Genomic DNA, 14956 nt, shown 5'->3' on the forward strand with positions numbered 1-14956 from the left:
GTCGTCAGTTCCTCGTCGGGCGGGGGCGGGCGGTCAGGGGGCGGCGGGGGAGCCGAAGCAGTCGGCGTAGGAGGCGGCCAGCGCGTCCCAGTCGTCGCCCGGCCGGAAGCGGACGTACTCCCAGCCGGCGTCGAGGATGCGTTCCTCGGCGTCCGCGTCGCGCTGCCCGCTCTGCTCGGTGCCGGGCAGGTCGACGAAGACGGCGAGGCGCAGGCCCGGCATGCGGTACAGGAAGTCCGGCGCCGCGTCGGCCTCGGCCAGCCGGCCGCCGCTCTCCGTGGGCAGGTTGAGCCCCCGGGCCCTGAGCCAGCCGAGGAAGTCGCCGCGGGCGGCCAGGTCGGCCGCCGGGACGTCGTCCGCGGGCGGGCCGTCCAGCAGCCGCCGGTACCGCTCCGAGCGGGTTTCGCCGCGCGCCGGGCGCCGGACGGTGGCCGAGGCGAACCCGGTCAGCAGGCCGGCCACGGTGCGCCGGTCGATCCGGGCGTGGTCGAGCTGGTTGGCGTAGGTGAGCAGGCACTCGTAGCAGCCGCGCGCGCAGGCGCGTCCCGGGCGGTGCTCCGCGCCGCCCTCGTCCGTGCCGTCGGCCGCGAAGTGGCAGATCTCCAGGGCGCGTCCGGCGGCCCGGGCGAGCGCGCCGTCCTCGGCCTGGAGCCGGCGCAGGACACCGGCGCCGCCCTCGGCGGCCTCCATGAACAGGATGCGGCGCCGCGGCCCGCTCTCCGGCGGCAGCAGCTCGCTGGACAGCTCGGCGTCCTCCAGCTCGAACGCGGCCTCCACACCGCGCTCCAGCGCGTACATCAGGGTCAGCGCGACCGGCTCGGGCAGTGCCTCCTCCAGGGTGAGCACGAGGATGTTCCGCCGGTCCGCCACGTACGGGATGACGCGCTTCTTGCGGCGCCGCTCGTTGCCGTCGGCGTCCACCAGCGGCAGTTCACCGGAGTCGCCCGACGCCTCGGCCGCGTCCCGGTCGTTCATCCAGCGGCCGTCGGCGAGGTCGAGCCAGTAGCCGGGCGGCTCGTCCGTACGGGCCCGCACCCGGCCGGTGTTGGTGATCCGCACGGTCGCCGAGTCGCCGTAGGAGATCCGGGCGAGCGGCGCACCGGAGGCGTCCGCGACCGCCGCGTCGAGCCGGCCCCTGCGGGTGCCGTGGTCGTGGAAGCGGTACGACGTCTGGAGCGTGAACCCGGCCCTGCGGCGCTCCTCCTCGTCGGAGGAGATCCGCTCGCGGCGGGTGGTGTACACGGTGTGCAGCGGGAGCAGGCCGTAGGTGGCGCCGCCGAGCGGCTCGGCGCAGAACCCGCAGCGGTCCTCGCGGTCCCGGGGGTCGTGGTGGTAGCCGCACTGGGCGCAGCGGCGGGCCTCGCCGGTGGTCAGCTCGCCGGCGGAGTCCGGCGGCAGCTGGACCCGGGTCACCTGGTAGCGGGCGCCCTCGTGGTAGATCAGCGCGCCGGGACCGAACTCGCGGACCGCGAGGAAGCGGGGGCGCTGCAGATAGTCGCCGTCGCCGCGGCGCCGCCCCGCCGTCGGGATGTACGCCGCCAGCGGCAGCCGGGGGAAGCTGTAGCCGGGCAGGAAGCCCTCGGAGGCCAGATAGCGGTAGGGGTTGAAGTCGGAGAGCACCGACTTGCTGTCCACGCTCTCGTTCATCAGCAGGTTCAGCTGGGTCTCCGCCTCGCGCCGGCGCGCGTTGGCCCGGTGCCGCTCGCCCTCGGTGAGGCTGTAGTCGAGGCGCCGCCTGTTCTGCACGTACTGGTCGTCGAGGGCGGCGCGGAACAGGCCGCGCCAGCGGTCGAAGGCGCGGTCGAACCGCTCCGGCACGGTCCGCACCCGGTCCTGGATCCAGTCGTCGTACCACCAGGTGGTGTCGGCGAACTCGCCGAACAGCGGGCCGAGGACGCGCAGGGCGGCGTCCACGGTGCGGTCCCGGGCGCCCTCGTCGTGCGCCGCCGCGCGGATCTCGGGCAGCAGACCGAGCGCGGGGGCCGGACGCTCGCCGCCGTCCGGGTACGACACGTCCAGCACGTCGGGGACGGCGCGGCCCAGCCGCAGCCCCGCCTCGGCGAGCCAGATGCCCTGGAGATGGGAGAGGACCAGGTCCTCGTTGGCCAGGTCGAGGCGGGGCGGGGCGACCGCGCCCGCCACCATCCGCTCCGAGCGGCGGAAGTAGTACTGGTCGTGGCTGTTGCCCGTGGCGCAGTACGTGGTGACCAGCGCGGGCTGGCCACTGCGGCCGGCCCGGCCCGAGCGCTGCGCGTAGTTGGCGGGCGTCGGCGGCACGTTGCGCATCATGACGGCGTTCAGCTCGGAGATGTCGACCCCCAGCTCCATGGTGGGGGAGCAGTACAGCAGCTTCAGCTCGGCGTCCCGGAACGCCCGCTCCCGGGCCTCCCGGTCCGCCGGGGAGACCTGGGCGGTGTGCTCGCGGGCGTACAGCCCCGACAGGGCGTCGGCCGTCTCCCGGTACAGCCGCAGGAAGAACGTGTTGATCCGCGGGCCGTCACCGCTCTGGTAGGTCCGGGTGAGCGGGTCGTGGGCGCCCGCCTCGCCCTTGCCGGCCCGCCAGACCAGCGACTGGGCGGCCACCCGGTAGCCGGTGGCGGCGGCGGGCGCCCCGCGGTGCCGGCCGGCCCGCCGCGGTTCGGCCGCCACCTCCTTGACCAGGCCGGCCCGCGTCAGCACCCGCAGCAGCTCGGCGACGACCAGTTGCAGGTCGTCCTGGTCCAGGTGCCTGAAGGCGCGGTCGGTACGGCGCAGGTACTTGCCGTACTTGCCGCGCGCCGAGAGGAAGAGCCCCGAGCGGTCCATGCCGGGCCTGGAGGGGTGCGGGTAGGCGGTGCCGGTGCGCGGCTTGTCGGAGGCGGCGAGGACCCACGGGTCCACCAGCCGCTCCTCGCTGGCGCGCTGGAGCGACTCGAACGCGTCGTCACGGAAGTACGACACGTCGATCGCCAGCGAGCGGCGCATCTCGTCCAGCAGCGTCTTCATGATCTCCGCGCGCAGCGCCGGGTCGGCGTCCCGCAGCGCCCGGTGCGTGTCCGCCCAGCGGTCCTGCCGGCCGGCGACCCACTCCAGGTCCTCGTAGCCGATCTCCAGCAGGCCGGTCTGCTCCAGGTTGGGCATGGTGATGCGCCAGCCGCGCTCCAGGTCCAGGTAGAGCCGGAAGGCGACGACGTCCCGCAGCGTGCGGGCGGCGTTGCGGGCCAGGGAGGGCGGCAGATCGCTCTCGCCGGTGTAGTCGGCGGGGGCGACGGCGAGCGCGTCGCTGACCGCTGCCGCCAGTTCCTCGTGGTGCAGGCCGTCTTCGCCCGCGTCGAGCGCCGCCCGGTACAGCGCGCCGCGCAACTGGGTGATCTGCACGAAGTCGTTGAAGTGGCCGGCCTGCAAGGAGGCGTCCTGCCGGTTGTCGACGAAGGTGAGGAGCTTGCGCGCCTTGCTGTCGAGCGCCTCCCGCGGCACCGCCTTCAGCGAGCGCACGATCGACGCCGAGACCAGCGAGGTCGCGGAGGAGCGGCCCTCCTGGTCCAGGGTGGCCAGTTTGGCGAAGTCCCGGCCGCGCGTCTGCTCGTAGGCCACCCCGCAGTGCAGGCAGAACAGGAAGGGCGAGGGGATGAACGCGGCCTTCAGCTCGCCCTCGCCCTCCCGGCCCCAGGGATCGACGGTGACGGCCCGGGGCACCCGGTCGCGGTAGGCGCGCTTGACGACCTCCTGGCCCCGGTCGTCCAGCTCCAGCCAGGACTCCGGCAGCCGGCGGTCGTCCACCGCGTACTGCGGGTCCGACGGCCACGCGCGCTCGTGGTCGATGTACAGATAGCCGTCGCCCTGCCGGCCGCCGGTGGCCGAGGTGTCGCGGCGGGCCTGGTAGCGCACCGCGCCGTCCTGCTCGGTGCGCCACACCGTCAGATACTCCTGGCCGCACTCCCGGCAGAAGGCCAGCGGGATCAGCGGCTTGCCGCCGCTGCCCGGCTGTTCCAGCTGGTAGGAGCGGGTCAGATGGCGGGACGCCTGGTCTTCGAGGGTGACGTACACGGTGTCGCCCTTGGACAGGAACTGGTGCAGGCGGAACGCGAACAGGGGGCGGTCGGTGCGGGGGTCGCGGGCCCCGGCGCCGGCCTCGAGGGTGGCGCGGATCGCCGCGGCGCACCGCTCCTCGGGGACACCGGACCGCTCGTGCAGCTCCCGGGCGGCGACCTCGATGCGGGCCGGCCGCCGTCGTACGAGCCGGCCCGACGCCGGGTCCTCGGCCAGCCCGAACCGGTCCTCGATCCAGCGGGCGAGCGGGTCGCGCACCAGGTCGGCGTAGCCGCGCGGGGCGGGGGCGGTGAGGCGCTCGGCGGACACCGAGCGAGGGGCCTCGCCGGTGGCGCGGACCAGGGTCTCGCCGATGACGTGCGCGGGGCGGACCTCGGTGCCGAACAGGGTGCTCGCCACGCCGGCCACGATCCGCCGCTGCTCGTCCGGGCTGCCCTCGGTGGACAGGGTGGCGGAGGTGCCGACGCACTGCATGCTCCCGGCCCCGCAGGCCTCCCGGACCCGGCGGATCAGCAGGGCGACGTCGGCGCCCTGGCGCCCGCGGTAGGTGTGCAGCTCGTCGAAGACGAGGAAGTCGAGGCCGCGCGCCATCCGGATGAGGCTCGCCCGGTCGGCCGGGCGGGTCAGCATCAGCTCCAGCATGACGTAGTTGGTGAGCAGGATGTCCGGCGGGTTGTCGCGGATCTCCCGGCGCCTCGCGTCGTCCTCCTGCCCGGTGTAGCGGGCGAAGGTGACCGGTTCGCGGCCGGTGCCGTAGCCGTCGCGGAGGTACTTCTCCAGCTCCCGCAGCTGGCTGTTGGCGAGCGCGTTCATCGGATACACGATGATCGCCCGGACCCGCCGCGCGGCGTCCGGGCCCGCCGCGTCCCGCTCGCGCAGCACCCGGTCCACGATCGGGACGATGTAGGAGAGCGACTTGCCGGATCCGGTACCGGTCGTCAGGACGTACGACGCGCCCGACGCGGCCGCGTCGATCGCGTCGCGCTGGTGCTGGTGGAGGGTGAGCGGCCGGCCGTCGGGCACCGTGCCGCCCTCGGTCTTGCGCGCCTGGAAGATCCGGGCGCACTCGGGGTGCAGCACCCCCTGCCGGGCCAGCTCGGCCACCGAGCCGCTCTCCTGGAAGAACGGGTTGAGCGAAAGCCACGGGTTCGGCCACTGGGAGCCCGCGTCCAGGTCCTTGGCGACATGGGCCTTGACGCGCTCGTCCCGGATGACGGTGCCGCCCTCCGTGAAGGCGCGGTAGTCGCGGATCAGGGCCTGGTGCACGGCGAACACGTCCATGCCGCCGCCGGATCCGGCCACCGGCACGGGGCGCTCCGCCGCGGGTGCGGCCGGGGCCGGGGCGGCGGCGCGCAGCGGGAGCGTCGGGTCCAGTTCGCTCCAGCCCGGGACGGGGCCGGTGGCGTCGGCGGGCACGGCGAACGGGAGCAGGGCGTCCCGTACGGTCACGGCGTCGGCCGGCCGGTCGGCCGGGTTCCCGGCCAGCAGGCGCTCCACCAGGCGGACCAGCGCGGCGGGGGCGTCGGCACGGATCCGGTGCGGCGGGGCCGGCTCCCGGCGGACGTCCCGTTCGGCCGGCTCGTACGCGCAATCGCCGGTCAAGGGCGGGGCGCCGGCCAGCATCTCGTACAGCACACAGCCCAGCGCGTACAGGTCGGCGGCCTGGGTGACCTGCTGGGCCCGGCACTGCTCCGGCGCCTTGTAGCGGGCCGTGCCGGCGCCGGCCCCGGTGCCGGCCGGCCGGGTGCGGTCCGGGTCGTCCGAGAGGCCGCCCATGCCGAAGCCGAGCACCTTGACGGTGCCGCCCCGGGTGAGCATCACCTGGGCGGGCCTCAGGTCGCGGTGGACGACGCCCCGGGCGTGCGCGGCGGCGAGCCCCGCGGCGATCTGGGCACCGATGGCCGCGGCCCAGGGGACGGGCAGCGGGGAGTGCTCCTCGACGAGGTCGCCCAGCGGCTCACCGTCCGGGAACTCCAGGGCGAGGTAGGCCGGTTCTTCGCCGTCCGTGGCGATGCCGCCGGCCACCGGCCGGGCCAGGTTGGGGTGGTCGAGCAGCCGTATGACGCCGATCTCGCGGGAGAAGCGCCGCAGGGCCTCGCCGTCGGCGGCGGGGTCGGTCCGGATGCCGGCGCGGCGGGGCCGGACGGTCTGCACGGCGACGCGGCGCTCCGGCGAACCCTCGGGCGCCCGCAGGTCCTCGGCCTCGCGGACCTCCCCCGTACCGCCCCTGCCGATGACGCGCCCGATCCGGAATCTGCCGTCGACGAGCTCCTGGCCCACTGCCGCTCCTCCGCCTCTTTCTCCTGCCCCGGCTCCATCGTTCCAGAGGGCGGCGGCAGACCGTGGCCACTGTACACGCGGTGTGTGTAGCGTGGAAGATATTCAGCCTGTTGACTATGTCAACAGACTTCGCGAGAGGGTGATCGGCCGATCCACAGGGACGACCGCCGAGACGGCGGGAAGGTTGCCCGCCCGCGGTGGCCGGCTCCCGCCGGATCCGGGCGCGGATCCGGGCGCGGATCCGAGCGGACCGAACCGCTCGCTCGCGCCCCGTGCACCGCCCCAGCGTGGGAGGATCCCTCGCGATGGGCGCGTCCATGGCGGTGAGAGGGGTACGGGCCGCGGTGTTCGCCGCGGTGTGTGTGCTCCTGGCTGCCGCCGGGCACGGCCTGGCCGTGGGCGACACTCCGTCGCTGTGGGCCGACGCCGCGGGCTTCCTCGCCGTGTTCACGCTCGGCTGGGCCTGCGGCGGGCGCGAGCGGTCGCTGCCCGGCATCGGCGCGGCGATGCTGCTCACGCAGGCTGGCCTGCACCTGGGGTTCGACGCGGCTCATGACGGGGGTACCGGTGCGACGCGCCGGGATCCGTGGCCCGGCCGGCCCGGCAGCCCCGGCGGCGTCCCGGACATGGTCGCGGCGGGTCACTCGCACGTCCGGCACTTCGCCGCACCGGCGCACTCCCACCTCGGCGCCCACCCCTATCTCGGCGTCCACCCCCATCTCACCGCCCACGCCACCGCCGCCCATCTGCTCGCCGCCCTGGTCGCGTCCTGGTGGCTGCGGCGGGGCGAGGCCGCGCTGTGGTCGCTGCTGCGCCGGGCCGTCACGCTCGTCCCGGCCCTGGCCGCATGGTGGCGGTACGCCCCGCTGCCCGTGTCCGACAGTCCGGTGCCGCTCGTACCGACCGACCCCGGGCCGCCCCGGCCCGCCCCCTTGCGGCACGCGGTGCGGCGGCGCGGCCCGCCGGCCCCGATCCCGTACTCGACCTGACCAGCCGACACGCGTCCGCCGACACACGTGCGCCGACACGCGTCACCCGACGCTGCACCCGACACGCGTCACTCCTCACTCGTCACTCGTACGGAGATCCACACACTCATGTCCACGACACGCACCACCCTGCTCCGCGCCGGGACCGTCGCGGCCCTGGCCGCCGCCGGGGTCGTCATCGCCGGCGGCGCCGCCTTCGCGCACGTCACCGTCCACCCGGAGAGCTACGCCAAGGGCGCCACCGACGGCGTGCTGACCTTCCGGGTGCCGAACGAGGAGGACACGGCCGCCACCACCAAGGTCCAGGTCTTCCTCCCCACCGACCACCCCGTCCTCGGCGTGCTGGTCCACCCGCAGGACGGCTGGACCGCCAAGGTCACCACCGCCGCACTGAAGACACCTGTGAAGACCGACGACGGCACCATCACCGAAGCGGCCTCCGAGATCACCTTCACCGGCGGGCGCATCGGGGCCGGGCAGTACGAGGACTTCGACGTCGCCTTCGGCCAACTGCCCGAAGACGGCGGCCGGCTGGTCTTCAAGACCCTCCAGACCTACTCCGACGGCAAGGTCGTCCGCTGGATCGAGGAGCCGGCCGGCGGCGAGGAACCGGAGAACCCGGCCCCGGTGCTGAAACTGACGGCCGCCGCCCCCGCCGCCGACGACAGCGGCCCGGCCGCCGCCAAGACGCCCCGCGCGAGCGGCGCGAGCGACTCCACCGCCCGCGGGCTCGGCATCGCCGGCCTCGTCGCCGGCGTCATCGGCATCGCCGCCGCGGTGTTCGCGATCCGGCGGAGCAGGTCCGTGCAGCCGTAGCGCTCGCCCCCGTACACAGAGGGAGGGCCCGGACCGTGAACCGGTCCGGGCCCTCCCTCTCTTGTACGCGCCTTCGGTGCTCCTTCCGGACGCTCAGCGCGTCGCCAGCTCCAGCTCCAGCTCCCGCAGCGGCTGGTGCGGCAGCGCGGCAGGCACCGTCCGCGCCGCCCGGGAGGTGCGCCACAGCCACAGCACGTCCCGGCCGAAGGACCACACCAGCGAACCCAGCGCCAGCAGCATGATCGCGAGGTTCGCCGGGCGGGGCAGCAGCTCGGCGCCCGCGACGAGCAGGCAGACACCCTGAACCGCCGCGACGGTCTTGCGCGCGAAGGACGGCGGCAGCGGGGCGGTCAGCCAGGGCGCGACGCGGGCCGCCGCCACGAACGCGTAGCGCATACCGCCGATCAGCAGCACCCACGGCCCGAGCTGCATCGCCACATACACGCTCAGCACCAGGATGAGGAACGCGTCGACCTCCATGTCGAACCGGGCGCCCAGCGCGGACGACGTTCCGGTGCGGCGCGCGACCTTGCCGTCCACGCCGTCCAGCAGCAGGGCCACGGCGGTCAGGGCCACCAGCAGCGTCACCGGCGGCGCGCTCTCGTAGGAGTCCGCGACCAGCGCGGTCACCCCGCCGACCAGGGTGGCCCTGCCGAGCGTGACCCGGTTCGCCGGGCCGAAGGAGCGCAGCCGCGAGCGGTGCAGGGCGCGGGAGAGAACCGCCCAGGTGGCGAACGCGAAGGCGAGCCCCGTCAGCCAGCCGGCCGGCCCCATGCCGATCGCCGAGCCGAGCAGGGCCAGCAGCAGGATCTGCGCGACCGCCCCCACAGCGGTCTCCTGCTGAAGCCTCGCGTCATACGTGTTGTTCAGGGCCACCGCACACCCTCCGGCCGAGTGACAGAGTCGATCAACGCCGCGTACTCTGCGCGGCCTGTGCACACCTCGGTACGTGAACAACTTCCCGATCGTTCAGGAGAATGCCGATGAACCACTCGGCCCGCGCCTTCTGGCTCCGCTCGCCCGGCCACGGGGAACTGCGCGACGTCACCCTCCCGGAGCCCGCCGACGACCAGGTCCTGGTGCGCGCCCTGTACTCCGGAGTCAGCCGGGGAACGGAGACGCTCGTCTTCCGCGGCGGGGTGCCGGAGAGCCAACACGCCCTCATGCGCGCGCCCTTCCAGGAGGGCGACTTCCCGGGCCCGGTGAAGTACGGATACCTCGGCGTCGGCCTGGTGGAGCAGGGCCCGGCTGCGCTGATCGGCCGTACGGTCTTCTGCCTGTACCCGCACCAGAGCCGTTACGTCGTTCCGGTGAGCGCCGTCACCGTGGTGCCCGACCGGGTGCCCGCCGAGCGGGCCGTGCTCGCCGGCACCGTCGAGACCGCCGTGAACGCCCTGTGGGACGCGGCACCGCTGATCGGCGACCGGGTCGCGGTGGTCGGCGGCGGCATGGTCGGCTGCGCGGTCGCCGCGCTGCTCGCCCGCTTCCCGGGCATCCGGCTGCAACTCGTCGACGCCGACCCCGCGCGTGCCGCGACCGCCGAGGCACTCGGCGTGGGCTTCGCCGCGCCCGCCGACGCGGTCGGCGACTGCGACCTCGTCGTGCACGCCAGCGCCACCGAGGCCGGCCTCACCCGGGCCCTCCAGCTCCTCGCCCCCGAGGGCACGGTCGTGGAGCTGAGCTGGTACGGCGACCGGCGCGTGGCCCTGCCGCTCGGCGAGGCCTTCCACTCGCGCCGGCTCACCGTGCGCAGCAGCCAGGTCGGCACCGTCTCCCCGGCCGCCCGGCCAGGCCGCGGCTACGCCGACCGGATGGCCCTCGCCCTCGACCTGCTCGCCGATCCGGCGCTCGACGCGCTCATCACCGGGGAGAGCGCCTTCGAGGAACTGCCCTCCGTGCTGCCCAAGCTGGCGTCCGGTGAGATCCCGGCGCTGTGCCACCGGATCCGGTACACCGGGACCGGTCTGACCTGAGAAAAGAGTGAGGAACGCTGAACGCGGGGAAGCGAAGAGCCGTACTACACGGCACCCCCCGGCGAGCAAGGGCGGGGGGACCAGACGCGCCGCACCTGGAGGGTCGTCCGTTGTTCAGCATCACCGTCCGCGATCACATCATGGTCGCCCACAGCTTCCACGGCGAAGTGTTCGGCCCCGCGCAGCGACTGCACGGCGCCACGTTCCTCGTCGACGCGACATTCCGCCGCGAGCAGCTGGACGAGGACAACATCGTGGTCGACATCGGCCTGGCCACGCAGGAACTGCGCGCCGTCACCGCCGAACTGAACTACCGCAACCTCGACGACGAGCCCGACTTCGCCGGAGTCAACACGTCCACCGAGTTCCTGGCCAAGGTCATCGCCGACCGGCTCGCCGAACGCGTCCACAAGGGCGCCCTGGGCGAGGGGGCAAGGGGCCTGGCCGGGATCGCGGTCACCCTGCACGAGTCGCACATCGCCTGGGCGAGTTACGAGCGTGGCCTGTGACCGACCTGACCGTGGAACGGGCCCGTCTCGCCTACGTGCCCGTACAGCCCGCCGCCGAGAACGCCGGAATCATCCCCATGTCCCTGCGCAGCGTGCACTTCGTGATGCCGGGCGGCGTCGACGACCCGGCCGCGCCCAGCGGCGGCAACGCCTACGACCGCCGGGTCTGCCTCGACCTGCCCGGCTTCGGCTGGCAGGTCACCCGGCACGCGGTGCACGGCAGCTGGCCGCGCCCCGACCGCACCGCCCGGGACGCGCTCGCCCGCACGCTCCGGGAACTGCCCGACGGCACCGTCGTCCTGCTGGACGGCCTCGTCGCCTGCGGCGTCCCCGAGATCGTCGTCCCCGAGGCCGGGCGGCTGAGCCTCGCGGTCCTCGTCCACCTGCCGCTCGCCGAGGAGACCGGACTCGTCCCGGCCGTCGCCGCCGACCTGGACACCCGCGAACGGGCGGTGCTGCGCGCGGTGCCCGCCGTGATCGCCACCAGCGACTGGGCGGTCCGCCGGCTCGTCTCCCACCACGGGCTCGCTCCCGACCGGGTGCACGTGGCCGCGCCGGGCGCCGACATCGCGCCCCTCGCGCCCGGCACCGACGGCGTCTCCCGGCTGCTGTGCGTGGCCGCCGTGACCCCGCGCAAGGGCCAGCACCGGCTGGTGGAGGCGCTCGCGGCGGTCCGGGACCTGCCCTGGACCTGCGAGTGCGTCGGCGGCCTCGGCCACGACCCCGGGTACGTCGCCGAGCTGCGCGAGCTGATCGCCCGGCACGGCCTCGCCGACCGGCTGCACCTGAGCGGCCCGCGTACCGGTGCCGGCCTCGACGCCGCCTACGCCGCGGCCGACCTGATGGTCCTCACCTCCTACGCCGAGACCTACGGCATGGCGGTCACCGAGTCCCTCGCCCGGGGCATCCCCGTCCTCGCCACCGATGTCGGCGGCCTGCCCGAGGCCGTCGGCCGCGCACCGGACGGCGGGGTGCCGGGCATCCTCGTCCCGCCGGAGGACCCCGCCGCGCTCGCCGCCGAACTGCGCGGCTGGTTCGGCGAACCCGACGTACGCCGCCGCCTCAAGGCCGCGGCCCGGGGCCGCCGCGCCGCGCTCGACGGCTGGGCGGCCACCGCCCGCAGCCTTGCCGGAGTCCTCCAGCGGCTCCCCGAACCACCGAGGAGGGCCGCATGACCAGCGACGGCGGGAGCGGCGGGAGCCGCGGCATTCCGGACGGGGCCGCTGTGGCGGTCCAGCCGGCGGCCGGTGGGCTGATTCCGGCTCAGCCGGGCCCCGGCGCGGCGGAGTCCGCGCGGGCGCGGAGCGAGGAGGTGCAGGGCGTGGAGGCCATGGACACGGGTGCGGGTACGGCGGAACCGGACCGGGCCCCGGCTGCCGCAAGGGCCGGTGCGCTCGCCGGCGGCACGGCCGGCCGGGCCGTCGTCGCCGGTGCCGGACCCGTGGCCCGCACCGGCGAACGGGCCACCGTACGGCTGCGGGACGAGAGCACCGAGGAGCCGCCGCGGTACGCGCCCGAGTGGCTCCAGCTGCGCGAGGTCGCCGACGCGGCGGCCCGCTCGCAGGACCTGCTCGACCCGTTGCGGACCCGGCTGGCCGGCCACCAGGGGCGGCCGGGCGGCCTCGTCGTGCACGACCTGGGCTGCGGCACCGGGTCGATGGGCCGCTGGCTCGCGCCCCGTCTGGACGGCGCCCAGCACTGGATCCTGCACGACCACGATCCCTACCTGCTGCACTTCGCCGCCGTGGCCTCACCGCGCGCCGCCGCCGACGGCAGCCGCGTCACGGTCGAGACCCGGCGCGGCGATGTCGCCCGGCTCACCCCGGACGCGCTGTCCGGTGCCTCGCTGGTGACCGCGTCCGCCCTGCTCGACGTCCTCACCCGCGAGGAACTGGAGACGCTGGCGGACGCCTGCGCGGGCGCCGGCTGCCCGGCCCTGCTCACCCTCTCCGTCGCGGGGCGCGTCGAACTCGCCCCGGCGGACCCGCTGGACGCCGAGATCGCCGACGCGTTCAACGCCCATCAGCGGCGCACCGGGATGCTCGGCCCGGACGCGGTCACCGTGGCCTGCGAGGTGTTCTCCGAGCGCGGGGCGACGGTCCGGCTGCACCCGAGCCCGTGGCGGCTCGGCCCGGCGCAGGCCGCGCTGACCGAGCAGTGGCTGCGCGGCTGGGTGGGCGCGGCCGTCGAACAGCGCCCGGAGCTGCGCGGCCCGGCCGAGCGGTACCTGGAGGCGCGGCTCGCCGACTGCGCGGCCGGCACCCTGCGGGTCACCGTCCACCACAGCGACCTGCTGGCGCTGCCCGGGCCGCGGGGCGGTACGGCATGAGCGCACGGGCGGCGGCCGGAACGAGGCCGGCGGATCCGGTACGCGCCCGCGTGACCCCGGGCGCCGGCCCGGCCCGTACGTGCGTGGCGTCCGCGCACCCGGCCCGCCCGCGGACGGCGCCCGCGCCCCCGGCCCCCGCCCCCGCCGCGCAGACCCCCGCCCGCCGGCGCCTCGGCTCCCGTGCCCTGCGCACGCATGCGGGCACCGCGGCCGGCGTCGTCATCCTGGCCGCCCTGCTGTGGCGGCTCGGCACCGGGGCGCTGCTCGACGGGCTGCGCCGGATCGACACCGTGTCGGTGCTGGCCGCGCTCGGCATCGGCCTGGTCACCACCGTGTTCAGCGCGTGGCGCTGGCAGTTGGTCGCCCGGGGACTGCGGCTGCGGCTGCCCCTGGTCCCGGCCGTCGCCGACTACTACCGCGCGCTGTTCCTCAACGCGGCCCTGCCGGGCGGCATCCTGGGCGATGTGCACCGGGCGGTCCGGCACGGGCAGAGCGCCGGTGACCTCAGGCGCGGGGTGAAGGCGGTCGTCCTGGAGCGGGTGGCGGGACAGCTCGCGCTGACCGTGGCCGGGGCGGCGCTCCTGCTGACCCTGCCGTCCCCGGTGCGCGCCGAGGTCCGCGGGTTCGCGCCGCTGGCTGCCCTGGCCGCCGTCGGCGCGCTCGCCGTCGTCCTCGCCGTCCGGATGAACCGCGCACCGGCCCGCCGGGGCGGCGCCCTGCGCCAGACCCTCGGCGAGGCCCGCGGCGGCCTTGCCTCCCGGCAGAGCGGGCCGGGTGTCTGGCTGTCCTCCGCGATCGTGCTGGCCGGGCATCTGGCCATGTTCGTCGTGGCGGCCCGGATCGCCGGCTCGGCCGCTCCGGTCGCCGTGCTGCTGCCGATCGCGGTGCTCGCCCTGGTGGCCATGGGCCTGCCGCTGAACATCGGCGGCTTCGGCCCCCGGGAGGGCGTCACCGCCTGGGCGTTCGGCGCGGCGGGGCTCGGCGCGGACACCGGGATCGCGGTCGCCGTCGTCTACGGCGTGCTCAGCTTCGCGGCGAGCCTGCCCGGCGCCGTCGTCCTGGTCCGGCGCTGGTACGCGGGCCTGCGCGGCGGAGCCACCGCACCCACCGCCTCCGCACCCGCCGCCCCCGTCCCGGCGTGCGCCCCCGCTCCCGCGGCCGGCCGCCGTCCGTCCGGGGACCGCCTGCCGGCCGGGGCCGCCCCCATGGGCCCCGGCCGCAGGACGGCTCCGGGCTATGCGCGGCCCGCTGCCGAGGTGACCAGTGCGAAATACGACTCGAAGGATTCCGCGAGGCTCTCCAGCAGCGCCTTTCCCTTTTCCGCCGAACCCAGGGAAGGACGGCCGATGACGCCCGATTCGGTATAGGCGGACATTCCCACGGTGAGCAGATGACGGCGGTCGTCGGCGGTGAAATCGGCGGTCTCGTTGCCAGGGCGGACGAATTCGGGGTGAGCGTGCAGCAGAATCGAGGTCTCGATTTCTCCGGCGTGCATGTCGGTGAGCAGCGAGGTGACCACCTGGGCCCGCTCCCGCGCCGTCTCCCAGTCCTCGGCGGCCGGGAACAGCGCCATCCGCTCGCCGCGTGCGGACGCCTCCTGGACGACGTTGCCCAGCACGTAGTTGCCGCCGTGCCCGTTGACCACGACGAGCGCGTCGACGCCCGAGCGGCGCAGCGACGCGGCGATGTCCGAGACCACCGCGTGCAGGGTCACGGAGGAGATGCTGACGGTCCCCGGCCAGGCCGCGTGCTCGTGCGAGCAGGAGACCGTCACCGGGGGAAGGAGGTGCACCGGGTACCTGGCGGCGATCTCCCGCGCCACGGCGCAGGCCACCAGCGTGTCGGTCGCCAGCGGAAGGAACCGGCCGTGCTGCTCGAAGCTCCCGACCGGAAGGACGGCGACCTGTGCTGAAACGCCCGCCCCCCGTGTGCGCACGTCCTCCGCGGTGTCCGTCGGCATCACGCCGTTCGCCACTTCGTACGCCGCCGTACGCGCGCCCGAACCACTCATCTTTTTCACGGCCTTTCGTC

9 protein-coding genes and 1 pseudogene are annotated in these 14956 nt (G+C 75.3%); 7 read left to right on the plus strand and 3 right to left on the minus strand.

Features of this window, described 5'->3' with window-relative positions; all coding sequences use genetic code 11:
* Positions 1 to 33: 33 nt before the first annotated feature.
* Positions 34 to 6309, minus strand: coding sequence for a DEAD/DEAH box helicase (locus tag ACF073_RS08260; RefSeq protein ID WP_392067653.1), 6276 nt, complete (start codon positions 6307 to 6309; stop codon positions 34 to 36).
* 305 nt (positions 6310 to 6614) lie between these two features.
* On the opposite strand from ACF073_RS08260, the gene ACF073_RS08265 reads away from it, so the two are divergent.
* Together ACF073_RS08265 and ACF073_RS08270 are read left to right on the plus strand one after the other, a co-directional pair.
* Positions 6615 to 7298 carry a hypothetical protein gene (locus tag ACF073_RS08265; protein ID WP_392067725.1) on the plus strand — a complete coding sequence of 228 codons (684 nt, stop codon included), beginning with the start codon at positions 6615 to 6617 and terminating at the stop codon, positions 7296 to 7298.
* A gap of 108 nt (positions 7299 to 7406) precedes the next feature.
* Complete coding sequence (locus tag ACF073_RS08270; protein ID WP_392067654.1) at positions 7407 to 8114, plus strand: YcnI family protein; 708 nt, start codon at positions 7407 to 7409, stop codon at positions 8112 to 8114.
* Between the two features lie 93 nt (positions 8115 to 8207).
* Here ACF073_RS08270 and ACF073_RS08275 read toward each other — a convergent pair whose 3' ends face one another.
* Positions 8208 to 8990, minus strand: coding sequence for a CDP-alcohol phosphatidyltransferase family protein (locus ACF073_RS08275; RefSeq protein ID WP_392067656.1), 783 nt, complete (start codon positions 8988 to 8990; stop codon positions 8208 to 8210).
* A 107-nt stretch (positions 8991 to 9097) separates the two neighbouring features.
* On the opposite strand from ACF073_RS08275, the gene ACF073_RS08280 reads away from it, so the two are divergent.
* From ACF073_RS08280 to ACF073_RS08300, 5 genes are all read left to right on the plus strand, one after another.
* The gene (locus ACF073_RS08280) at positions 9098 to 10087 is read left to right on the plus strand and encodes a dehydrogenase (RefSeq protein WP_392067658.1); all 990 of its coding nucleotides are present in this window, start codon (positions 9098 to 9100) and stop codon (positions 10085 to 10087) included.
* Between the two features lie 110 nt (positions 10088 to 10197).
* Positions 10198 to 10596: a 6-pyruvoyl tetrahydropterin synthase family protein gene (locus tag ACF073_RS08285; RefSeq protein ID WP_392067660.1), complete on the plus strand. Its 399-nt coding sequence runs from the start codon at positions 10198 to 10200 to the stop codon at positions 10594 to 10596.
* Positions 10593 to 11771: a glycosyltransferase family 4 protein gene (locus tag ACF073_RS08290; RefSeq protein ID WP_392067661.1), complete on the plus strand. Its 1179-nt coding sequence runs from the start codon at positions 10593 to 10595 to the stop codon at positions 11769 to 11771. The genes ACF073_RS08285 and ACF073_RS08290 overlap by 4 nt, the downstream gene beginning before the upstream one ends.
* Positions 11772 to 11926: 155 nt before the next feature.
* On the plus strand, positions 11927 to 12925 hold the full coding sequence (locus ACF073_RS08295; protein WP_392067726.1) for a methyltransferase domain-containing protein: 999 nt from the start codon (positions 11927 to 11929) through the stop codon (positions 12923 to 12925).
* Complete coding sequence (locus tag ACF073_RS08300; RefSeq protein ID WP_392067663.1) at positions 12922 to 14292, plus strand: YbhN family protein; 1371 nt, start codon at positions 12922 to 12924, stop codon at positions 14290 to 14292. Before ACF073_RS08295 ends, ACF073_RS08300 begins: the two co-directional genes overlap by 4 nt.
* On the opposite strand, the pseudogene ACF073_RS08305 reads toward ACF073_RS08300, so the two are convergent.
* Positions 14265 to 14936 (minus strand): annotated as a pseudogene (locus tag ACF073_RS08305) (creatininase family protein); the annotation flags it as partial. The gene ACF073_RS08300 and the pseudogene ACF073_RS08305 overlap by 28 nt on opposite strands.
* Positions 14937 to 14956 lie beyond the last annotated feature (20 nt).

This window comes from Streptomyces sp. NPDC015171, from assembly GCF_043079545.1.
Taxonomy (GTDB): Bacteria; Actinomycetota; Actinomycetes; order Streptomycetales; family Streptomycetaceae; genus Streptomyces.